The sequence below is a fragment of the Pseudomonas sp. PVC-3-1 genome (assembly GCF_057444315.1).
The window spans coordinates 2,246,824-2,268,058 of sequence record NZ_CM172023.1; the positions used below are offsets into that span (position 1 = coordinate 2,246,824).

The window sequence follows — 21,235 nt, forward strand, 5'->3', positions numbered from 1 at the left end:
ATGAGAACGACAAGAATCCTCCAATGCGGCGCGCTGGCCCTGAGCCTGCTGTCCTGCGGCGTGATGGCGGCGGTGTCCGCCGACGAAGTGGCCAAGCTGGGCACCAGCCTGACGCCGATGGGCTCGCAGAAGGAAGGCAACGCCGATGGCAGCATCCCGGCCTGGACCGGCGGCATCTCCCGCACCGCCGGCAAGCTGGACGCCAAGGGCTTCCTCTCCGACCCGTTCGCCGACGAGAAGCCGCTGTTCACCATCACCGCGCAGAACGCCGATCAGTACAAGGGCAAGCTCTCCGCCGGCCAGCTGGCGATGTTCAAGCGCTACCCGGACACCTACAAGATCCCGGTGTACAAGACCCACCGCACCTTCGCGCTGCCCGATGACATCTATGCCGCCATCAAGCGCAGCGCCGAGTTCGTCCAGCCGATCAACGATGGCAATGGCCTGGAGAACTTCGAGAAGAGCCGCTACTACGCCTTCCCGCTGCCCAAGAACGGCGTGCAGGCGCTGTGGAACCACCTGACCCGTTACCACGGCGGCAATATCTCCCGCTCGGTAGTACAGGTGGTGCCGCAGACCAACGGCAGCTACACGCCGATCCGCTTCGAGGAATCGATCGCGGTGCCGCAGAACATGGGTGACCAGGATGTCAGCAAGACCGGCAACATCCTCACCTACTTCAAGCAGCAGGTAACGGCCCCGGCGCGCCTGGCCGGTAACGTCCTGCTGGTGCACGAGACCCTGGACCAGGTGAAGGAACCGCGCCTGGCGTGGATCTACAACGCCGGCCAGCGCCGTGTGCGCCGTGCCCCGCAGGTTGCGTACGACGGTCCGGGCACCGCCTCGGATGGCCTGCGTACCTCGGACAACTACGACATGTTCTCCGGCGCCCCGGACCGTTACGACTGGAAACTGGTGGGCAAGCGCGAGATGTACATTCCGTACAACAGCTATCGCCTGAACTCGCCGACGCTCAAGTATGACGACATCGTCAAGCCGGGCCACATCAACCAGGACCTGACCCGTTACGAACTGCACCGCGTGTGGGAAGTGGTGGGCACCCTGAAGTCCGGCGAGCGCAACATCTACGGTCAGCGCCACTTCTACCTCGACGAGGACAGCTGGCAGATCGCGGTGTCCGAGCTGTACGACGGTCGCGGCCAGCTGTGGCGCGTCGGCGAGGGCCACGAGATGACCTTCTATACCGAGCTCGCCACCGGCTATGCCGCCGAGTCGCTGTACGACATCCTCGCCGGCCGCTACGTGACCTTCGGTCTGAACAACGAGGAGAAGCGCGGCTACCAGTTCGGCCAGAAGGCCAGCATGGCCGACTTCACCCCGGCAGCGCTGCGTAACACCGGCGTTCGCTGAAACAACGCTTCACTCCTTGGCCCCGGCATCCCTCGTGGATGCCGGGTTTCTTTTTTTGCGCCGCCGGTACGGGAGCGCAATCGCTATCAAAGGCCTGAGCGCGGCCCGCGCTATACCGTCCCATGAATCTGGCTGATGGTCCTTTGCCCGCTCCGCTCGCGGGCATAGTCTGGCCTGCAAATGGCCGGAAGAAGCCCATGTCGACAATCGCCCAGCACAGTCTTGCACAGCATGGTGCGGCGCTGCCTCGCCTACCCCGCCAGCACCTGCCCCGTGAACGGCTGCATGCCAGCCTGAGCGCCACCGAGTGCCGCCTGCGCCTGCTGGTGGCGCCGCCCGGTTGCGGCAAGACGGTGCTGATGAGCGAGTGCGCGCGCCTGGCGCCGACCGGCACCCGCGTGGTCTGGCTGGGGCTGGGTGGCCGGCAGCTTGCGCCCGAGCAGTTCTGTGAGCGTCTGGGCGAAGCGCTGGGTGTGCCCTGGTCCGGCGAGGCGGCCCTGGCGGCCTGGCTGGAGAACGCCAGCGAACCCGTCTGGCTGATGCTCGACGACTACCCCCGGGCACCCGATTCCGCTCTCGACGACTGCTTCGACCGCCTGCTCGCCGTGGCCTCGCCGCAGATCGGCTGGTGGCTGGCCAGCCGCCGTCGCCCGGCCTGCAACCTCACCCGCTTGCTGCTTGAAGGTGAGCTGCTGGAACTGGGTGCCGGCACCCTGGCCCTGAACCAGGGCGAGCTGGACGCCTACCTGCAGACTGCCGGCCTGGAATGGCCCCAGACCCAACGCCATGGGCTGCAGGACGCAACCCTGGGTTGGTTCGCCGGCGTGCGCCTGCGCCTGCTCAGCCTGGGCAACGACTCCATCGCGCCCTGCGCGACCCAGATGGCCGAGACCGGTAATGGCCTGCTGCAGGATTATCTGCAACGGGAAGTCCTGGCGAGCCTGCCGGCGGAGCTTGCGGAAACGCTCTGCGGCCTGGCGCAGATCGCCCGCTTCAACCGCGAACTGTGCGACTACCTGTTCGATGAGCCCGGCCTCGGCCTGGACGGCCTGCAGGCGTGGGGCGTGTTGATCGAACCGGTGGACAACACCCAGCACTGGTTCCAGGTGGCGCCCATGCTCGCGTCAGCGCTGGCGAGCCTGTCGCGCTGGCCGGCGGCGACCTTGCACCGGCGCGCCTGCCAGTGGTTCACCCAGTGCGGAGAAATCCACTCGGCGTTCGAGCACTCCCTGTATGCCGAACAGCCGGACGTTTCCGCCAGCCTGCTGCAACGCCTGACCGAGGAGCAGTTGCTGCACGGCCGCAACGTCGAGCGGGTCCTGCAACTGCGCGAATCGCTCCCCGAAGAACTGCTGTGCAGCACGCCGCGCCTGCTCATCCTCAATGCCTGGACCTTGCTCTTCGTTGGTCGCCTGGACGACGTGGAAGCGCTGCTGGCCGGTTTCGATCACTTCCTGCCGATGCCTGGCGAGCACCGCCAGCGCGCGCTGATCGCCCAATGGCAGGGACTCCACGGCATGCTCACCCACGGGCGCGGCCTGCCGGGCGCTCGCGAACAATTGCGCGAGGCGCTTCAGTACCTGCCCGAAGAAGCCTGGGCGCAAACGCTGATCTGCCTGTCGGCGCTGACCCAGCAGGCCCAGGCCGAAGGACGGCTGACCGAGGCTCGATTGATCAACCGCGAAGCCTTGCGCCGCGCGCGTCTGCAAGGCAGCACCACCTTCGAAGCGCTGCTGGAGCTGGACCGCGCCCAGTGGCTGGAGCAGCGCGGCGAACTGCAGCGCGCGGATGCGCTGCTGGCGCGGGTTCAGGAATACCTCGACGAGATGCGCATCACCTGTAACGCCATGGCCGGCCGCGTCGCCCTGCGCCGGGGCTGGCTGTGCCTGCGCCAGGGGCGTGACGATGAGGCGCGCGAGCTGTTCATCGCCGGGCTCAACGAAACCCGTCGCAGCCACGATCCCAGTTCGATCTACGGCTTTACCGGCATGGCCTGGCTGGATGCGCTGGACGGCGATACCGATGGCGCCTTCAGCCGCCTGCTGGAGGTGGAACGGCTGATGCAGTTGCAGCATGTGCCGGAGCCGATCTATCGCGGCCCGTTGCTGCTTGCCAGTGGCGCACTGCATCTGCGCCAGAACCGGGCGGGGCCTGCGCGGGAAATCCTCCAGCGGGTCGCCGCGCGCTACCGCATGGACCGCCTCAGCCCGCCTGCGGCGGCACCGGACCAGATTCTGCGGGTCGAACATCACTTGGCCCTGGCAGAGCTCTACGACGGCGACGTGGAGGCGGCCCTGCAGCGTCTGCTACGGATGCTGCCGGACCTGCTGCGCCAGGGCCGCAACACCCTGGCCTGCGACGTCTGGCTGGCGTTGGCGGAAGCGCACTTCATCGCCGGTAGCCTCGATGAGGCGCGCAGCGCGTTGGACGAAGGGGTTTCGCTGGCGCAGCGCTTCGGGCTGCTCTCCAGCCTGCGCGATACCCAGCGCCGCCAACCTGGTTTGTTCGGCCTGCGCCCCCACGCTGGCGAAATGGCCCCGCACAACCTGCTGAGCCTGCGCGAACTCTCGGTGCTGGAGTTGATCGCCCGCGGCTGCTCGAACCTGGAAATCGGTGAGCGCCTGTACATCTCCCTGCACACCGTGAAGACCCATGCGCGCCGGATCAACGGCAAGCTCGGCGTGGAGCGGCGCACCCAGGCGGTGGCGCGGGCGAAGGAGCTTGGTCTGCTGAAGGTCTGAGGCGTCAGTGCAGCGCCTTGGGCGGCACGCTGATGTCGGCCAGGCGCTGGGCCAGGCGCATCTGCTCGGCGGCATCGTCACTGAGCAGCATGGCGCGCTCCAGGTCGTAGCGCTCCGCCTGCGGGCAATCCAGCACGTGGTAGAGGTCGGCACGGGCGAGGTGATCGCTGGCGCTGGGCGGCCCCAGATCCAGCACGCGCTGGGCGTCCTTGAGCGCCGCCAGCGGTTCACCGGCGGCCAGATGCAACTGGCGCAGATTGCGCGACAGGCGCTGCAGCATGTCGACGGCGCTGGCCGTGCGCAGATGTTCGGCGGATAGCTCGGTGTGGGCGCCCATCTGGCGTGCCAGTAGATCGCGGCAGTCGCGGGTATAGAGGCGGCGGCCGGTGGCGGGGTCGAGCAGGTGATCGGCGCCGGGGACGCGCAACAGGAAGCGTCCTGGGAAATTCACTCCGACCAGGGTGATGCCGTTGCGCCGCGCCATCTCCAGGGCAATCAGCGCCAGCGACAACGGCTGGCCATGGCGGCGCTGCAACACCTGGGGGAGCAGGGCCGCACGAGGGTGCAGCGGATACTCGTCGTCCTCGGCGAAACCCAGCTCGCTCAGCCGGCGCAGCAGATATTGCGCGCGCTCCGTATCGCCGGTGCCCTGGGGCAGCGCTACCGCGACCTGGTGCGCAAGCGAGTCGGACAACCGCAGCGCCTGTTCCGGCGGCAGGTGCGGTTCGTGCTCGGTGGCGATCCACAGGGCCGCTTCGAACAGAGCGGGCGGCTCCTGGGCAAGACAGGCAAGGCAGGCTTGACGCGGGTCCATGGCGTTCTCCGGCTGACCCTGCGGTTGTAACCGGAGCGCTGGGCACTCGTCCAGTGGCGCGGTCGTCGCCCGTGAAGGTGATGTGACAGGCACTGCCTATACTGAAAGCGTCCGCCTTCGGACCGCTGTCCATTCCCAGCAAGGGAGCGCCGCCATGTTCGACATGATGGAAGCCACCCGGCTCGAGTCGCTGCATCTCGCCCAGGACCCTGCCACGGGACTCAAGGCCATCATCGCCATCCACAACTCCCGGCTTGGGCCGGCGCTGGGTGGCTGCCGTTACCTGCCTTATCCCAGTGACGATGCCGCGCTGCGCGACGCCGCGCGCCTGGCTCAGGGCATGAGCTACAAGGCGGCGCTGGCGGGCCTGAGGCAGGGCGGCGGCAAGGCCGTCATCCTGCGCGCGCCCCACGTCAACAACCGTGGCGAACTCTTCGAAGCCTTCGGCCGCATGATCGATTCCCTCGGCGGCGCCTATATCACGGCAGTGGACAGCGGCACCTCCAGTGCCGACATGGACTGCATCGCCCAGTTCACCCGGCATGTCACCAGCACCACCAGTGGAGGCGATCCCTCCCCGCATACCGCATTGGGGGTGTTTGCCGGCATCCGCGCAAGCGCCCAGGCGCGCCTGGGCAGCGATGATCTGGACAGCCTGCGCGTAGCGATCCAGGGGCTGGGCAATGTGGGCTACGCGCTGGCCGAACACCTGTCCGCCGCCGGCGCGGAATTGCTGGTCAGCGATATCGATGCCGGCAAGGTCCAGCTCGCCGTCGAGCAATTGGGCGCCCGTCCGGTACCCAATGAAGCGCTGCTCACCACGCCGTGCGACATCCTTGCGCCCTGTGGGCTGGGCGGCGTGCTGACGTCACACGTGGTCGGGCACCTGCGCTGCGCCGCCGTCGCCGGCGCTGCCAACAATCAGCTGGCCCATCCGGACGTCGCCGATGAGCTGGAGGGGAGAGGGATCCTTTATGCGCCGGACTACGTGATCAACTCCGGCGGGCTGATCTACGTCGCCTTGCAACACCAGGGCGAGTCCTTGCCGACCATCACCGCGCACCTGTCGCGCATCGCCGAGCGCCTGACCGAGGTCTACGCCCATGCCCAGGCCGATCACCTGTCACCGGCGCGAGTGGCCGACAAGTTGGCTGAGCGAATCCTCTATGGGGATACTCGGGGCACTGAGGGCCGTTGAATCCCCCAGCGCAAAGCTGAACCTGTAGGAGCGAGCTTGCTCACGAACCGGGACTCGTTCGCCAGCAAGCTCGCTCCTACCGAAGAGTTCCCCGATCACTCGTCGGTGGAGGACTCGCTGAAGATGTCGTTCAGCGCATCGGGCTGGTTCTTGAAGGCTCGGGCAAAAGCATCGCGATTCTTGGCCATGAAGATGCCAATCTCCTCGACCTGGTCTTCCTTGAGTGAAGGCACCGCCTTGTGCAGCACCTCGGCCAGCGTTTCGGCCAGCTCCAGCATCTTGTCGTGCCGGTCGGCTTCTGCCTTATCCATGAACAGACGCTCCGGATCGCGGCTGCTGCGGTACACCACTTCGACGGCCATTCATCACCTCTGTGCCTTCTCTTTGATTGGGGGAGTTCCAGATAACTGTTTATTTATACAGTAAAGTGATTGCGCAATGCTACTGCTGCTGTGCGAATCCTTGCCAGCAGCGTAGACGTCAGGGAGTGAGGTGCCTCTATTGGGCCACTATTGGTGGCGGCCCAAAGCAGTGCGCGCGCCCTGTTGGCGCGCGCAGTGAAGCCACGTGACTGGCGCAAGGAATCGTCAGTCAGATGGCTCTGAAGGAAGGAATTATTGCAGGGTGATGCGTCAGGACGCGATCGGCAGGCCGTTCTCGCCGCGTGTCATGGCAGCCAGCAGCTGCGGCGCCGTGCCGCCTTGTTCGATGGCGATGCCGAAGCGGATGCTCTGGATGAAGCGCTGCAGCTGTTCCGGGTCCTGCAGCTGGGTGTTGCGGATCAGGCGGCGCGCGGCCACGCCTGCCTCGGTGGAGAGGGTCAGGACAATGCTGCCGTCGGGCCGTTCAAGGCTGAAATTGACGCGGTATTGGTCCTGGAATGCGCCGGTCAGCTTCTGAAAGGGACTTTCCATCACTCGTTCCTGCCTGTTTTGTGGCGTGCCTCTGGATGGACTCAGGGCGGGCCGAAAAAGTTCGCAGTCATATTCGCGCAGTCGATCTGTGCCATGACTGCGCAAGATCAATGGCGTAGCACTTGCAGGCTTCACGCCAACAAAGCCTTGTATTGCGGAGAACCGACGAATGAAACAGAACTGGGCCGAGCGCCTGAGCGAGCGGATGCACGGCTGTGCCGAGTCCCTGGGCAACCTGCTGGTGGAGGGCTTCCACTATCTGGCGCTGTTCGCCATCGGCGGCACCGTGTTCTGGTCGGCGGCGGTGGCTTTCGGCGAGATGGTTGGCAAGGGGCACGCCAGCATCGATGACATTCTGCTGCTGTTCATCTATCTCGAACTGGGCGCCATGGTCGGCATCTACTTCAAGACTAACCACATGCCGGTGCGCTTCCTGATCTACGTGGCGATGACCGCGCTGACCCGCCTGATGATCGCTGATATCCAGCACAACCATGTGCCCGACGACGGCATCATCCTCGTCTCGGTGGCGCTCCTGCTGCTGGCGCTGGCCATCCTGGTGGTGCGCTATGCCTCCTCGCGCTTTCCCTCGCCGAGTTCGCCCCAGCGTGGCGGCGAGCGTGACCTGATCAGCGATGACGAGCGCTGATCGCCCGGCAGCTTGATCCAGGGCCGCCACCCAGGCGGTGGATGCACTACCATCGGTGCATCCGCTGCCTGAGAAGACGACTTCATGAAGGGATGGAAGCTGTTCGCACCCCTGCTGATCCTGGTGATCATCGCCATTACCCTTTACCTGCGCCTGCACACCCAGCCGCTGCTGCTGCAGGGTGAGGCGGACGCCACCAACGTCATTGTCGCGTCCAAGGCCAAGGGTCGGGTCGAAGTGCTGCACGTGCGGCGCGGTGATGACGTGAAGCAGGGCCAACTGCTGATCAGTCTCAGCAGCCCGGAGCTGCAGGCTCAGCTGGATTCCCTGCGCGCCGCGCGCAATCAGGTGCAGGCCAACCTCGACGAGTCCCTCCACGGGACCCGCGAGGAAACCCTGCGTGCCCTGCAGGCCAGCCTGTCCCAGGCCCAGGCCGAGTTGCGCAACGCCGAGCTGGAGTACCAGCGCAATGAGGAACTGGCCGGCCGCGGCTTCGTTTCCCAGGCGCAGCTGGACCTGTCCCGCCGTGGGCGCGACGTCGCGCGCAATCGCGTGGCCGAGGCCCAGGCCAATCTCGATGAAGGGACCCAGGGCGACCGCGAGGAACGCCGTCGCGCGCTGGAGGCCGCGGTACGCCGGGCTGACGCGCAGATTCTCGAACTGCAGGCGCAGACCGACGACCTCAACGTGGTTGCGCCGGTGGATGGTGAGGTCGGGCCGATCCCGGCGGAGCAGGGCGAACTCGTCAATGCCTACAGTCCACTGCTGACGCTGGTGCGGCTTTCCGACAGCTATTTCGTCTTCAACCTGCGGGAAGACATCCTTGCCGATATCAAAAAGGGTGACGAAGTACTGATCCAGGTTCCGGCGTTGAAGGGAGCTGAGGTGAAGTCCAAGGTCAGCTATATCGCACCGCTCGGAGATTTCGCCACCAAGCGCGCGACCCGCGCCACCGGCGACTTCGACCTGAAGACCTTCGAGGTGCGGCTGTACCCGGATCAACCGGTGCCCGGCCTTCGCCCCGGCATGAGCGCGCTGTGGCAGTGGAAGCAGTAAGGAGCAACCTGCGGCGTTTCGCCCAGGCCTTCGGCAGCGAAACGCGGGTCGCCCTGCGCAGCTGGACCATCCACTGGCTCGGCTGGCTCTGGCCGCTGCTGCTGTTCGTGGTGATCAGCGGCGTGTACCAGGCGGGCACGCTGTTGGACATGCCGGTGGCGGTGGTCGATGCGGACCACAGCAGCCTGTCGCGGCGCATCGTCCGTGAGCTGGACGCGGGTTCGCACGCCAAGGTCGAAGTGCTCGGCGGCGGCTTGCAGGAAGGCCTGCGCCGCCTGCGCATGGCTGATGACTACGCGCTGCTCTACATCCCCCGTGATTTTGAAGCGGACGCCCTGGCCGGTCGCCAGCCCGTCGCTGAGCTGTACTACAACTCGCTGTTCTACTCCGCCGGCTTCTACTCGACCCAGGATTTCAGCGGCCTGATGAGTTCGGTCAACGCCGAGCTGCGCCCGCGCCTGGCGACTGGCATGGACCGAAGCATGCCTGCGTTGGCCAGCATCAGCGTGTCCTACGAGAGCCTGTTCAATGCCAGCGGCAACTACATCTACTTCCAGCAGTTCGCCGCCATCGTGCACCTGCTGCAATTGTTCGTGATCGTCGCCACGGTGCACGTCCTGGCGCGGGAGGCGCCGGAGCTGCGTGCCTCCTCGCCGCACATCCTTCGCGCCAAGGCGCTGGGCGCGCGCCTGCTGGGCAAGATGGCGCCATACACGCTGCTGTTCAGCACGTTGCTGATGGTCGAGTTGTTCCTGCTGGTCGAACTCAATGGTGCGCGGATCAACGGCAATCCCTGGTGGATGCTGGCGATCACTGTCTGTTACGTGGCAGCGGCGCAGAGTGTGGGGCTGATGCTGTTCATCTTCACCGCCAACCGCTTCAGCGCCTACTCGCTGATCGGCCTGCTGATCGGTGTGGCGCAGACCTATTCCGGCGTGCTGTTACCGGAGCTGGCGATGCCGCAGATCGCGCGGATCATCTCCGAGGCCGAGCCGCTGACCCATACCTTGCATGGCCTGTTCGACCAGTTCCTGCGCAGGGCGCCCGCCGAATCCGGCTTGTACACCTGCTGCAAGCTGCTGCTCTACCCGCTGATCGCCTACATGATTGCCAAGATGCGCCTGCGCCGGCGCCTCGACCTGAGCCCGGCGTAAGGAGCGGCCATGGAAAACTTCTGGAATGTCTTCCGCCAATCGCTGAACAACATGCTCGGCAAGCCCTTGTGGTTGATGATGGTGCTGTCCGTGGCGCTCACCACCTTGCCCTACGCCCACCGCACCATGGATGACCTGCCGGTGGCGGTGATCGACATGGACCACAGCGAAGTGTCTCGCGAGCTGGTGCGCCAGCTGGACGCCGCACCGAAGATCGCCACGCGCGCCTACGACCAACTACCCGAAGCCCAGCATGATCTCGCCTGGCGCGAGCTGTTCGGCATCGTGGTGATTCCGGTGGACTTCGAGAAGCGTGTGCTGCGCGGCGAGTCGGTCACCGTACCGATCTTCGGCGACGCCACCAATCGCATGGCCAACGGGCAGATCCAGCAGGACATCAACGCCACCTACAACGAGCTGACGTTGCGCTACAACCGCGAGCGGCTGATGCGCGGCGGCTTCTCCGAGGTGCAGGCGAGCGTCCTGCTGCAGCCCGCCGTCGGCCAGATCACCGACCTGTTCAACCCCGGCACCAGCTTCGCCGCTATCGTCCTGCCGGGGCTGGTGACGCTGATCCTGCAACATAGCCTGCTGCTGTCATGCACACGGGTGAACCTCAACCTGCGCGGCGGCACCCCGCGCTCGCTGCGCCAGCCGACCTCCACGCGATTCGGCCGCTATGCCGCGCAGCTGCTGATCTGGACGGTGCTGTCGATGCTCTTCTACGTGATCTGGCCGTGGATGATGGGTTACCGGCAGACGGCCTCGTTCTTCATGTTGATGGGGCTGGTGCTGCCTTTCCTGATGGCAGTCATCGCCATGAGTGAATTCATCGCCGAGGTGCTGCCCTCCGAGGAGGCGGTGTACCTGACCATGACTTTCATCACCCTGCCGCTGTTCTACATGGCCGGCTTCACCTGGCCGCCGCAGGCCATGCCGCAGTGGGTGCAGCTGCTGGCCGACGCGATCCCCTCGACCTGGGCGATCCGCGCGGTGGTGGAGATGAACCAGATGAACCTGCCGCTTTCGGCCGTGGCCGACCGTATTCTTATCCTTTTCGCCATGGCGGCGGCCTATGGATTGCTGGGTACACTGATCTACCAGTACCGCAACTGGCGCTGGGACCAGCTCAAGGGCTGGTAGCGCGGATCGTTGAGAGGGAGTTTCGACATGAATATGCACCTGACCGGGCTGCTGCTCGGCGCCGCGTTGCTCAGCGGTTGTGGGTCTTACCACACGCTGCGCAGTGACGATGTGGCGAATGCCAGTGACCTGAATCTGAAGGGCAGCTACTGCGGGGCCATCCCGCGGGTATACGGCGGCGTGGTCTGGGACGCCTGCCAGTTGTACGGCGAGCCCCCGGCCAACACCGGCTATACACCGCCCGCCACGCCGGCCAACCACACCTTCGGCCCACCGATCCTGCCGGTGCTGGATATGGCGTTCTCCGGTGTCGTCGATACCTTGGCCTTGCCCTATACCCTCTATCGGCAGAGCCGGGACGGCAGTATCGAGCTACGCCGGAACTGAGCAGAATCCGAACTTCACGGGAGATGAACGATGCTGAGTCGTCTGTTCGCAGTGCTGATAATCACTGCCGGGGTTACCGGGTGCGGGTCGGTTCGGACGCTGGACAGTGAAAAGCACGAGAGCGTGAGCGATCTGAAACTGGGCAGGACCTACTGCACCGAGATCCCCCGCATCTACAGTGGTGTCGCTTACAACTTCTGCGCCTTGCATGGTGATCCGGGCGGCAGCAATCAGCGTACCGCAGGGCTTTCGCCACCGCTTCCCGACGCTCCCCAGGGGCTTTACTGGCCGCTGTTCGATGGTGTTCTTTCCGCTGCCACCGATACGCTGGTGCTGCCTTACACGATCTATCGGCAGCAACGCGATGGCAGTATCGAGCTGACCCACGACTGAGCCGTCTAGAGTGAGAGTTTCAACTTCTCCGGGAGCTCTCTGATGGACGCATTGAACGGCAAGGTCGCGGTGGTCACCGGCGCGGCCAGCGGTATCGGCAAGCAGATCGCCCTGACCCTGGCGAAGGCGGGTGCGGCAGTAGCCATTGCTGACCTGCAGCAGGACGCCGCCCAGCGTGTGGTGGAGGAGATCGAAGACGCCGGTGGAAAGGCCCTGGCGGTGGCGATGGATGTCACCGACGAGCAGGCGGTGGACGCCGGCATCGACCGCGTAGTCGCCACCTTTGGCGGCATCGATATCCTGGTCTCCAACGCGGGCATCCAGATCGTCAATCCGATCCAGGATTTCGCCTTTGCCGACTGGAAGAAGATGCTCGCCATCCACCTCGACGGTGCCTTCCTCACCACCCGCGCGGCGCTGCGTCATATGTACCCGGCGAAGCGCGGCGGCGTGGTGATCTACATGGGCTCGGTGCATTCCCACGAGGCTTCCCCGCTCAAGTCTGCCTATGTCACCGCCAAGCATGGCCTGCTCGGGCTTGCCCGTACGCTGGCGAAGGAGGGCGGGCCGCACGGTGTGCGCGCACACGTCGTGTGTCCGGGTTTCGTGCGTACGCCGCTGGTGGAAAAGCAGATTCCCGAACAAGCGAAGGAGTTGGGCATCAGCGAGGAAGCGGTAGTGAAGCAGGTCATGCTCGGAGGCACCGTGGATGGCGAGTTCACCACCGTGGAGGACGTCGCACAGACGGTCCTGTTCCTTGCCAGCTTCCCTTCGGCCGCGCTTACCGGGCAGTCGGTGCTGGTCAGTCACGGCTGGGGTATGCGCTGATTGGATGCGGTTCGCGAGCAAGCTCGCTCCTACAAAAAAGCAGATCAGTCTCGCCTGTAGGAGCGAGCTTGCTCGCGAACCGCTCTGGTGGAGATCAGACGGCCTTGGGTAACGGCGCGAACAGGGCGTCTATATCGGCGTCATCCAGCTGCCAATCAGTACCCGAGCCTTCGAGGATACCGGCTGCCAGCGCGGCCTTGTCGCGCTGCAGCAGCTGGATCTTCTCTTCCACGGTGCCACGCGCGATCAGCTTGTAGACGAACACCGGCTTGTCCTGGCCGATGCGGTAGGCGCGGTCGCTGGCCTGGTTTTCGGCGGCCGGGTTCCACCACGGGTCGTAGTGGATCACGGTGTCGGCGGCCGTCAGGTTCAGGCCGACGCCGCCGGCCTTCAGGCTGATCAGGAACAGCGGCACGCGGCCTTCCTGGAAATCCTTCACCGGTGCGCGGCGGTCGCGGGTGTCGCCGGTGAGCAGTGCGTATTCCAGGTTGCGTTCGGCCAGCGCCTCGCCGATGAGCGCGAGCATCGAGGTGAACTGCGAGAACACCAGCACACGGCGGCCTTCAGCGAGCAGCTCTTCGAGCATGTCGAGCAGGTAGACGAGCTTGCCCGAGGTCACCGCGCGTGCGGATTTGCCGGTGGGCGGCGGGGCTTCCTTGTTCACCAGGCGGATGTCGCAGCAGACCTGGCGCAGCTTGAGCAGCGCCTCGAGGATGATGATGCGGCTACGCGCCAAGCCACGGCGGGCGATCTCGTCGCGCACCTTGCGATCCAGCGCCAGGCGCACGGTTTCGTAAAGGTCACGCTGCGCCTCGGACAGTTCGATGTGCTGGATGAACTCGCTCTTGGGCGGTAGCTCCGAGGCCACCTGTTCCTTGGTGCGACGCAGCAGGAACGGGCGGATGCGCGCGGCCAGGTGTGCCAGGCGGCCCTGGTCGCCGTGGCGCTCGATGGGCGTGCGGTAGTCCACAGCGAACTGCCGGGCATCGCCCAGCCAACCGGGTAGCAGGAAGTGGAACAGCGACCATAGCTCGCCCAGGTGATTCTCCAGCGGCGTGCCGGTCAGGCACAGCCGATGGCGCGCACGCAGGTGCCGCGCGGCCTGGGCGGCCTTGGTGGTGGCGTTCTTGATGTTCTGTGCTTCGTCGAGGATCAGCAGGTGATACTCGTGCTGCGCGAGCTTCTCGGCGTCGCGCGGCAGCAGGGCATAGGTGGTGAGAATCAGGTCATGCTCGGCGATCCTGGCGAACGCCTTGCGCCGCCCGGCGCCGTGCAGGGCGAGCACGCGCAGGTCGGGGGTGAAGCGCTCGGCCTCGTCCAGCCAGTTGGGAATCAGGCTGGTGGGCATGATCACCAGCGCCGGGCTGGTCAGGCGGCCGGCCTGCTTTTCCAGCAGCACGTGGGCGAGGGACTGCAGCGTCTTGCCCAGGCCCATGTCGTCGGCGAGGATGCCGCTGGCGTCGACTTCGCGCAGGGTCTGCATCCAGCTCAGACCTTCGTGCTGGTAGCCGCGCAACTCGGCGTTGAGGCCGGCGGGAATCTGCGCCGGCTGGGCGCGGTAGTCGCGCAGGCGGTGGGCAATCTCGCGCAGTTGCTCGCCGCCCTGCCAGGTCAGCGGCAGTTCTTCCAGCTCGGTGAGGCGCGCGGCATCCGGCGCGCCCATGCGCAGACGGCGCACCGGTGGCTGTTCACTGATGTAGAACTCCGACAGTGTGCCCAGCATCGGCTTCAGCTTGCCGAACGGCAGCGAGACGCGCAGCGGGCGGTCGGAGGCGGTCTGCCAGGTATGAATCGGATTGCGCCCGGCATCCAGGCGCAACACCAGTTGTTCATCGTCGGCATGGCGGGCGAGGGCGACCGGGTCGAGCAGGGCCGGCATCCGTCGGATCAGTTCGATCAGCGCGGGCAGCAGGCTGATTCGCCGGCCTTCCACTTCGATGCCCAGTTCCAGGTCGAACCACTGACGGTCGTCGGTTTCCTCGATCTCGGCGTACCAGTTCTCCACCGGCGTGAGGTCGAAGACGAATTCGGGGCGGATATCGATTTCCCAGCCCTGTTCGCGCAGCTGCGGCAGGCCTTCGCGCATGAATTGCTGCCAGGCTGAATCGTCGGGCAGTTCGAACATTTCCCCGGCGCTGTCCTCCAGCGCATCACTGCGGCGCATTGCCGGCTTGAAACCGAGGTCGCGCAGGTCGGCGCGCCAGGCGTGTTCGAGCTCCAGCTCGCGGCTGACGCGAACGATCTGGTCATCGCGGAACACCCGGATCTCACGGCCCGAGCGCGGGGTGACGCTGCCCGAAACCGGCATGTCGCCGTACAGAAAGGCCAGTGCGGCACGGTGCCGGGAGATGTTCTGCATGCGCCCGCTGCGCAGGTCGAAGCCGCTGTGTACGTGGCTACCCAGGGTCAGCCGTGGACGGGGCGCGAGTTCGTCGCGCTCCACGTCGAGCTGTGGAGATTCGGCGGGTGGCTTCATCCGAGTTTCCTTCCGGCAGTCCAGCCGAGTACGCAAACGCCCGATGATACCGCGATTATTCTCGGGCGTGACGCGGAAGGAAACCGGCGGTCAGCGGGCGAAGCGTTTCGCCCCCGCTACGCACAGCACCACGGCAACGGTGGCGCCGGCCATCAGCGGGCTGATCTGCTCGTGCAGCAGCAGGCCGGCCAGGGCCAGGCCGAAGAACGGCTGCAGCAGCTGCAACTGGCCCACCGCGGCGATGCCACCGGTGGCCAGGCCGTGGTACCAGAAGAAGAAGCCGATCAGCATGCTGAACAGCGACACGTAGCCCAGACTCAGCCAGGCCGGCCAGCTGGCACCGGTGAAGGTCTCCGGCTGGGTGTACCAGGCCAGCGGCAGCATCAGCGGCAGGGACAGCACCAGTACCCAGCAGATCACCTGCCAGCTGCCCAGGTGGCGGGCGATGCGTCCACCTTCGGCGTAGCCCAGGCCGCAGACCGCCACGGCCGCCAGCATCAACAGGTCGCCAGTGAAGTTGCCTGCGCCGCTCTGCGACAGGGCGAAGCCGGCCACCACGGCGCTGCCCAGCAACGAGCAGATCCAGAACGCCGGGCGCGGCTGTTCGCCGGCGCGGATCACGCCGAACAGCGCGGTGGCCAGGGGCAGCAGGCCGACGAAGACTATGGCGTGGGCCGAGTTGACGTGCTTGAGCGCCAGCGCGGTGAGCAGTGGGAAACCCACCACCACGCCGCCGGCGACTACCAGCAAGGGGATCAGGTCCTTGCGCGCGGGTAGCTTCTGCCGAAGTACGAGGAGGATCGTCGCCGCCAGCAGGCCGGCAATACTGGCGCGGGCGAGGGTGAGGAAGGTCGGGTCGAAGTCGGCCACCGCTACCCGCGTCGCTGGTAGTGAGCCGCTGAATATGAGTACGCCGAGGAAGCCACTGAGCCAGCCGCCGAGGTTGCTGTTCGTGGCGAGGGTGTGGGTGTTGTTCATGGTGGGCATCCGGCAGGAGAGCGAGCTTGGAGGATGCGCGCGGAGCTGCCGGGCGGCCAGTGACAGAAGGGTACAATTTGCGCAAACTGTCTGTAAATTATCCCGGTACACATTATTCCCGGGTCATCGAGGACGGTATGGGCAGACCAAAGAGCACGCGGGTCGATTCGGTGATGCACCACGTGCGCGAGCGTCTGGCTGCGCGAGCCCTGGTGCCGGGGGAACGGCTGCCGTCGATTCGCCAGTTGGCCGAGCAGTTGGAGGTATCCAAGACCACCGTCGTGGAAGCCTACGACCGCCTGGCCGCCGACGGCGTGATCGCCGCCCGGCGCGGATCCGGCTTCTATGTCAGCGGCCACGCGCCGCCGCTGTCCCTGGCGGATGTGAGTCCGGCGTTGGACCGCAGCATCGACCCGCTGTGGATATCCCGACAGTCCCTGGAGGCTGCGGACACCTCGCTCAAGCCCGGTTGCGGCTGGCTGCCGCCGTCCTGGCTACCGGAAGAGGAGCTTCGCCGCGCGCTACGGCAGATCGCCCGTGCGCCGCAATCGAGCCTGCTGGAGTACGGGCGGCCCTACGGCCATTCCGGCTTGCGTGAGCAGCTTGCGCGGCGGCTGGCGGACTACGGTGTGCCGGTCGGCCCGCAACAGATGGTGCTCACGGACAATGGCACCCAGGCCATCGATCTGGTCTGCCGCTTCCTGCTGGAGCCGGGCGATTGCGTGCTGGTGGACGATCCGGGTTATTTCAATTTCCAGGCGCTGCTGCGCGCGCACCGCGTGCAGGTAGTGGGTGTGCCATACACGCCGACCGGGCCGGACGTCGCCGCCATGGCGAGCCTGCTGGAACAGCACCGCCCCCGCCTGTACATCACCAATTCGGCCTTCCACAACCCCACCGGCGCGGTGCTCTCGCCGCTGGTCGCCCACCGCCTGCTGAAGCTGGCCGAGGCCCATGACCTGCTGATCATCGAAGACGACATCTTCGGTGACTTCGAGCACGAGAGTGCGCCGCGCCTGTCGGCCTTCGACGGATTGGAGCGGGTGATCCAGGTTGGCAGTTTCTCCAAGACGCTGTCGGCCTCGGTGCGCTGCGGCTATATCGCCACCAAGCCGGAGTGGTGCGAGCGCCTGGTGGACCTGAAGCTGGCCACCAGCTTCGGCAACAGTCCCTTCAGCGCCGAGATGCTCTACGAACTGCTGCGAAAGGGCAGCTACCGGCGGCACCTGGACAGCCTGCGCGGGCGCCTGGCAGATGCCATGGGCGAGACGCTGCAGCGCCTGCGTGCGCTGGACATCCAGCCCTGGCTGGAGCCGCGCGGTGGAGTATTTGTCTGGGCCTGCCTGCCGGGCGGGCTGGATGCCGCGGAGGTGTCCCGCGCGGCTCTGGCGGACAATCTGGTGCTGGCGCCGGGCAACGTCTTCAGCCTGAGCCAGAGCGCCACCGGCTACCTGCGCTTCAACGTCGCCCAGTGCCTGTCGCCCCGCGTCTTCGAGGGGCTGGAGCGGGCCATGGCGCAGGCGTCGAGTCGCCGATAACGACGACCGGCCCCGCGCCGAGCGAAACGGCTGCGGGGAATTGAACAGTTGGACGAGGGCGTCTTGGAGGGACACTTCGCGTGGACGGGGAGATTCCCTCGTGGGGGCCGAACCTGTTCAGCCCTCCGCTAACAGCCGCTGCCTCGCCGCTCCTAGCGGCCGACGGGACGATGAACAGCCTGCTGCGCGCCCTGGGCCTGGTCGCGACCGGCACCGTTCAGCGAATTTTCGACACAGATACTCACAAACCGCGCTGTCAGGTTCTTTTAATTGAGAACCAATATCATATAATTCCGCTTTTCAATCGCGTGCCCGGGAGTTGCCCGGGCCGCCTCGCAGGATCCCGTCCGATGTGCGTCTCCCAGCGCCTGACCCATCCGAGAGCCGACGTATGAGCGGAACCCGATTCGGCGCCGTCGCCGCGCGCATCTTCAGCGCCGTGGTCGTCGGTTATGCACTGGCCTATGCCGCCACGGCCTTCTTCAGCGTGTACCTGCCGATGTCGCGCTCGGACCGTGTCTCCCTCGCGAGCCTTGCCTGCTTCATCGTCTGGGTCGCCGCGATCCTCTACGCATTTGGCGCGAAAAGCCCCTGGCGCGCGGTCTGGGCGCCAGCGGCGCTGAGTATCGCGCTGGGCCTGGCGGCTTTCCTGCCGACAGCCTACGGGGTGCGCCCATGAGCCTGCGTCAGTCGATGTCCGGGCTGCACACCTGGAGTGGGTTGCTGGTCAGCTGGATTCTCTTTGTCGTGCTGTTCTCCGGCACGGTTGCGGTGTTCGACAAGGAACTCACCCGCTGGATGACGCCGCAGCTGCACAAGCTCGAAGCGGTCAACGTCGGCGCCGATCAGGTTCGCGAGCTGATCGTCGAACGCGCGCCCAAGGCCCACGGCTACTGGATGCACCCGCCCAGCGAGCGCATGCCGTACTGGACCGCCGGCTGGGAGCCTGCGGACTTCAGCGAGTTCCAGTCCTTCCTGGTGGACGCGCAGAGCGGCGAGGTGCTGCCCAAGACCGTCGGCGGCAACTTCTTCCTCGAACTGCACTACGAACTGCACGGCGGGATGATCGGCCTCTACGTGGTTGGCGTCGCCGGCGTGTTCATGCTGGTGGCGCTGGTCAGCGGGGTGATTGTCCACCGGCGCATCTTCAAGGACTTCTTCACCCTGCGCCCCAAGGCGGCCAAGCAGCGTGCCTGGCTGGATGCGCACAACGTGCTGGGCGTGATTGGCCTGCCGTTCCATCTGCTGATGGCCTACACGGGCCTGGCGATCTTCATCACCTTCTATATGACCGCTGGCATCAAGGTGGCCTACAAGAACGACATGGAGCATTTCTTCCATGACGTGCAGGGCGCCTTCGACCGCGAGGAATTGGGCAAGCCGGCGAAGCCGCCCAAGTCCATCGACAACATGATCCTCAAGGCCCGTCAGGCGTGGGGTGACGACAGCCAGGTCGGCTGGATCAACATCGAACATCCCAACGACGCCGCGGCGATGGTGCAGATCCGCAAGGCCGTGGACAAGGGCATGGTCAACGACCAGCGCACCGTGTCCTTCGACTCCGGCACCGGCGCGCTGCTGCACGTGCAGCAGCCCTACAAGCCGGGCTACAAGACCTACGCCTGGCTGACCGGCCTGCACATGGCGCAGTTCGGCAACGATCTGGTGCGGGTCATGTATTTCGTCCTTGGCCTGGTGGGTTGCGTGATGGTTTTCGGTGGCCTTCAGGTATGGGTGAGCAAGCGCGAAACCCGCGGCCACCGAGGCTTGGCGCTGGTGCGGATGCTCAATGGCGCGGTCTGTGGCGGTTTGCCGATCGCATCCCTTGGCTTGCTCGCGGCTTCGCGCCTGCTGCCGGCCGATCTCCTCCAGCGCACCCGCTGGGAAGCCACCGCCTTCGTGGTGATCTGGCTGTTGGCGCTGGCGCACGCGCTGCTGCGTCGTGGCAGCCGTGCCATGGCTCGTGAGCAGTTCGCTGCGCTGGCGGCGCTGGCGCTGCTGCTGCCGATGCTGAGCCTGTTCGGCCCCGAGCCGGGCCGGGTGACGACGCATGTCGCCAACGGCGACTGGATGATGGTCGGTATCGATTTCGGCCTGCTGCTGATTGGCGTGCTCTGTGCCTTGCTCGGTTGGCGACTGGGGCGCGAGCGTGCCGAGCGTGTCCGCCCACGTCGTGCCCGTAGCGAGGAGTACGCCTGATGCTGCTGGTATTCGGTCTCAACCTGCTGGCACTGGCGGCGGCATGCCTTTCTCTTTCCCGCCATCATCGCGATCTGTTCGGCAGTGCGCCGTCGCAGTCCCGTGTGCGGCTGCTGCGTATCGTCGCGGTGGTGGATGGTGCGTTGGCGCTGGCGTATTCGATCCACGTCATCGGCGTTGAACTGGGGATCGTCTACTGGGCGTGTCTGCTGATGATTGCCGGGGCTGTGCTGGTCCTGCTGCTGGCCTGGCGGCCGCGCTGGGCGTTGCCGACAGCCGCGGCGATGCCGGTGATCGGCGGCGTGCTGGCCGTACTGGGCTGACGCTTCAGGACTCTGTAGGAGCGAGCTTGCTCGCGAACCTGCAGGGCACGGTGCCAGGCGGTTCGCGAGCAAGCTCGCTCCTACAGGTCGGTTTTTTCCGAAGGATCGGACCTCGTTTCGGACGCACTTTTCAGCGCGCTACTCCTCGAACGCCTGCCGATACTCCCCCGGCGTCCCGCCCACTACTGAGCGGAAGCGGTTGGCGAAATGGCTGGCGCTGGAGAAGCCGCAAGCCAGGGCGACCTGGCTCAGCGGCTGGCGCGTATCGCGCAGCAGCCGCTGAGCCAATGCCACGCGGCGGGCCAGGACATATTGGTGCGGCGGCATGCCGAAGCTTTCGCGGAACATCCGCGCGAAGTGGTATTCCGACAGCGCGGTCTGCATCGCCAGCTCGCCCAGCGACAGCGGCTGATCCAGGCGCTGCTCGATGTAGTCCGCCACACGCTTGCGCATGGTCGGCGCCAAGCCGCCTTTGAGTTTCAGCCCTTCCCGCAAGCCCACCTGGTTCAACAGCAGATGATCGATCAGGTCATGGGCCAACGTGCTGGTGCGAATGCGTTCGCCCGGCTCGTGCCAGTCGAGCTTCACCAACTGGCGGAAGCGCGCGGCCTGCTGCGGGTCGTCGAGAAAGGTGCGTTCGTGCAGTTGAAGTTCGCGCGGCTCGCGGTCGAGCAGGCGGATGCAGCCGAGGGCGAACTGCTCCTGGCCGATGTACAGGTGCGCCAGGCGGATGTCGCCGTTGACGATCCAGGCCGATTCCGCGCCGGCCGGCATCACACAGAGCTTGTCCGGCGCGCCCTTGGTTCCCGGCGCGCCGCGGCGGAAGGTGCCGGTGCCGTCGTTCAGGTAGCAGGACAGCGTGTGATGGCTGGGGGCGTGGTAGTCGCGGGCGTCATGGCTGTTGCTCCAGATAGCCGCGGACAGCCCGTCGCCCAGCTCCGCACAGCGCTCCAGGCGGGCGTTGGGCGAGGCGTTCATCGACTGGAAGACTTCGAGCTGCGAAATGGCTGACATGGAGATTCCTCTGTTGTCTTCACTCTACCCGCGCGGGCGCGCCTTGCCAGCCCGGTTGT

The 21,235-nt window shown here is 65.9% G+C and carries 20 protein-coding genes; 14 read left to right on the forward strand and 6 right to left on the reverse strand.

Features of this window, described 5'->3' with window-relative positions; genetic code table 11:
* Both AC2T4A_RS10435 and AC2T4A_RS10440 read left to right on the forward strand, forming a co-directional pair.
* Positions 1 to 1,371, forward strand: a complete 1,371-nt coding sequence (locus AC2T4A_RS10435) for a DUF1329 domain-containing protein (protein ID WP_486743239.1) — start codon at positions 1 to 3, stop codon at positions 1,369 to 1,371.
* 197 nt (positions 1,372 to 1,568) lie between these two features.
* Positions 1,569 to 4,112, forward strand: coding sequence for a LuxR C-terminal-related transcriptional regulator (locus AC2T4A_RS10440; RefSeq protein WP_486743240.1), 2,544 nt, complete (start codon positions 1,569 to 1,571; stop codon positions 4,110 to 4,112).
* Between the two features lie 4 nt (positions 4,113 to 4,116).
* Here the strand turns inward: AC2T4A_RS10440 and AC2T4A_RS10445 are convergent, their stop codons facing one another.
* On the reverse strand, positions 4,117 to 4,926 hold the full coding sequence (locus tag AC2T4A_RS10445; protein WP_486743241.1) for a SirB1 family protein: 810 nt from the start codon (positions 4,924 to 4,926) through the stop codon (positions 4,117 to 4,119).
* A gap of 154 nt (positions 4,927 to 5,080) precedes the next feature.
* Here AC2T4A_RS10445 and AC2T4A_RS10450 point away from each other — a divergent pair, with 154 nt between their 5' ends.
* Entirely contained in the window at positions 5,081 to 6,124 is a 1,044-nt protein-coding gene (locus AC2T4A_RS10450; RefSeq protein ID WP_486743242.1) for a Glu/Leu/Phe/Val dehydrogenase family protein, read from the forward strand.
* 95 nt (positions 6,125 to 6,219) lie between these two features.
* Here the strand turns inward: AC2T4A_RS10450 and AC2T4A_RS10455 are convergent, their stop codons facing one another.
* Both AC2T4A_RS10455 and AC2T4A_RS10460 read right to left on the reverse strand, forming a co-directional pair.
* Positions 6,220 to 6,486 carry a YebG family protein gene (locus tag AC2T4A_RS10455; RefSeq protein ID WP_486743243.1) on the reverse strand — a complete coding sequence of 89 codons (267 nt, stop codon included), beginning with the start codon at positions 6,484 to 6,486 and terminating at the stop codon, positions 6,220 to 6,222.
* A 270-nt stretch (positions 6,487 to 6,756) separates the two neighbouring features.
* On the reverse strand, positions 6,757 to 7,038 hold the full coding sequence (locus AC2T4A_RS10460) for a DUF3509 domain-containing protein (protein WP_486743244.1): 282 nt from the start codon (positions 7,036 to 7,038) through the stop codon (positions 6,757 to 6,759).
* Between the two features lie 169 nt (positions 7,039 to 7,207).
* Here AC2T4A_RS10460 and AC2T4A_RS10465 point away from each other — a divergent pair, with 169 nt between their 5' ends.
* The 7 genes from AC2T4A_RS10465 (at position 7,208) to AC2T4A_RS10495 (ending at position 12,648) form a co-directional block, all read left to right on the forward strand.
* Positions 7,208 to 7,687 carry a phosphate-starvation-inducible protein PsiE gene (locus AC2T4A_RS10465; RefSeq protein ID WP_253451532.1) on the forward strand — a complete coding sequence of 160 codons (480 nt, stop codon included), beginning with the start codon at positions 7,208 to 7,210 and terminating at the stop codon, positions 7,685 to 7,687.
* Positions 7,688 to 7,771: 84 nt separating this feature from the next.
* Positions 7,772 to 8,743, forward strand: a complete 972-nt coding sequence (locus tag AC2T4A_RS10470; RefSeq protein ID WP_416744700.1) for an HlyD family secretion protein — start codon at positions 7,772 to 7,774, stop codon at positions 8,741 to 8,743.
* Positions 8,725 to 9,897: an ABC transporter permease gene (locus AC2T4A_RS10475; protein ID WP_416744699.1), complete on the forward strand. Its 1,173-nt coding sequence runs from the start codon at positions 8,725 to 8,727 to the stop codon at positions 9,895 to 9,897. The genes AC2T4A_RS10470 and AC2T4A_RS10475 overlap by 19 nt, the downstream gene beginning before the upstream one ends.
* Before the next feature lie 9 nt (positions 9,898 to 9,906).
* Positions 9,907 to 11,040: an ABC transporter permease gene (locus tag AC2T4A_RS10480; protein ID WP_416744698.1), complete on the forward strand. Its 1,134-nt coding sequence runs from the start codon at positions 9,907 to 9,909 to the stop codon at positions 11,038 to 11,040.
* Positions 11,041 to 11,067: 27 nt separating this feature from the next.
* On the forward strand, positions 11,068 to 11,427 hold the full coding sequence (locus AC2T4A_RS10485) for a YceK/YidQ family lipoprotein (RefSeq protein ID WP_416744697.1): 360 nt from the start codon (positions 11,068 to 11,070) through the stop codon (positions 11,425 to 11,427).
* Positions 11,428 to 11,457: 30 nt separating this feature from the next.
* Positions 11,458 to 11,820 carry a YceK/YidQ family lipoprotein gene (locus AC2T4A_RS10490; protein ID WP_486743245.1) on the forward strand — a complete coding sequence of 121 codons (363 nt, stop codon included), beginning with the start codon at positions 11,458 to 11,460 and terminating at the stop codon, positions 11,818 to 11,820.
* Between the two features lie 42 nt (positions 11,821 to 11,862).
* Entirely contained in the window at positions 11,863 to 12,648 is a 786-nt protein-coding gene (locus AC2T4A_RS10495; RefSeq protein WP_416744695.1) for a 3-hydroxybutyrate dehydrogenase, read from the forward strand.
* A gap of 94 nt (positions 12,649 to 12,742) precedes the next feature.
* Here the strand turns inward: AC2T4A_RS10495 and AC2T4A_RS10500 are convergent, their stop codons facing one another.
* Positions 12,743 to 15,124, reverse strand: a complete 2,382-nt coding sequence (locus AC2T4A_RS10500) for a DEAD/DEAH box helicase (RefSeq protein ID WP_486743246.1) — start codon at positions 15,122 to 15,124, stop codon at positions 12,743 to 12,745.
* 90 nt (positions 15,125 to 15,214) lie between these two features.
* Positions 15,215 to 16,102, reverse strand: coding sequence for a DMT family transporter (locus tag AC2T4A_RS10505; RefSeq protein ID WP_478377828.1), 888 nt, complete (start codon positions 16,100 to 16,102; stop codon positions 15,215 to 15,217).
* Positions 16,103 to 16,239: 137 nt separating this feature from the next.
* Between AC2T4A_RS10505 and AC2T4A_RS10510 the strand changes: the two genes are divergently transcribed.
* From AC2T4A_RS10510 to AC2T4A_RS10525, 4 genes are all read left to right on the forward strand, one after another.
* Entirely contained in the window at positions 16,240 to 17,640 is a 1,401-nt protein-coding gene (locus AC2T4A_RS10510; RefSeq protein WP_478377827.1) for an aminotransferase-like domain-containing protein, read from the forward strand.
* A gap of 391 nt (positions 17,641 to 18,031) precedes the next feature.
* Entirely contained in the window at positions 18,032 to 18,319 is a 288-nt protein-coding gene (locus AC2T4A_RS10515) for a DUF3649 domain-containing protein (protein WP_486743247.1), read from the forward strand.
* Positions 18,316 to 19,839, forward strand: a complete 1,524-nt coding sequence (locus AC2T4A_RS10520; protein ID WP_486743248.1) for a PepSY-associated TM helix domain-containing protein — start codon at positions 18,316 to 18,318, stop codon at positions 19,837 to 19,839. Before AC2T4A_RS10515 ends, AC2T4A_RS10520 begins: the two co-directional genes overlap by 4 nt.
* Positions 19,839 to 20,162 (forward strand): DUF3325 domain-containing protein, encoded by a 324-nt coding sequence (locus AC2T4A_RS10525; RefSeq protein ID WP_478377825.1) that lies wholly within the window; start codon positions 19,839 to 19,841, stop codon positions 20,160 to 20,162. The genes AC2T4A_RS10520 and AC2T4A_RS10525 overlap by 1 nt, the downstream gene beginning before the upstream one ends.
* Before the next feature lie 138 nt (positions 20,163 to 20,300).
* Here the strand turns inward: AC2T4A_RS10525 and AC2T4A_RS10530 are convergent, their stop codons facing one another.
* Positions 20,301 to 21,176: an AraC family transcriptional regulator gene (locus tag AC2T4A_RS10530; protein ID WP_416744689.1), complete on the reverse strand. Its 876-nt coding sequence runs from the start codon at positions 21,174 to 21,176 to the stop codon at positions 20,301 to 20,303.
* Positions 21,177 to 21,235: the final 59 nt, after the last annotated feature.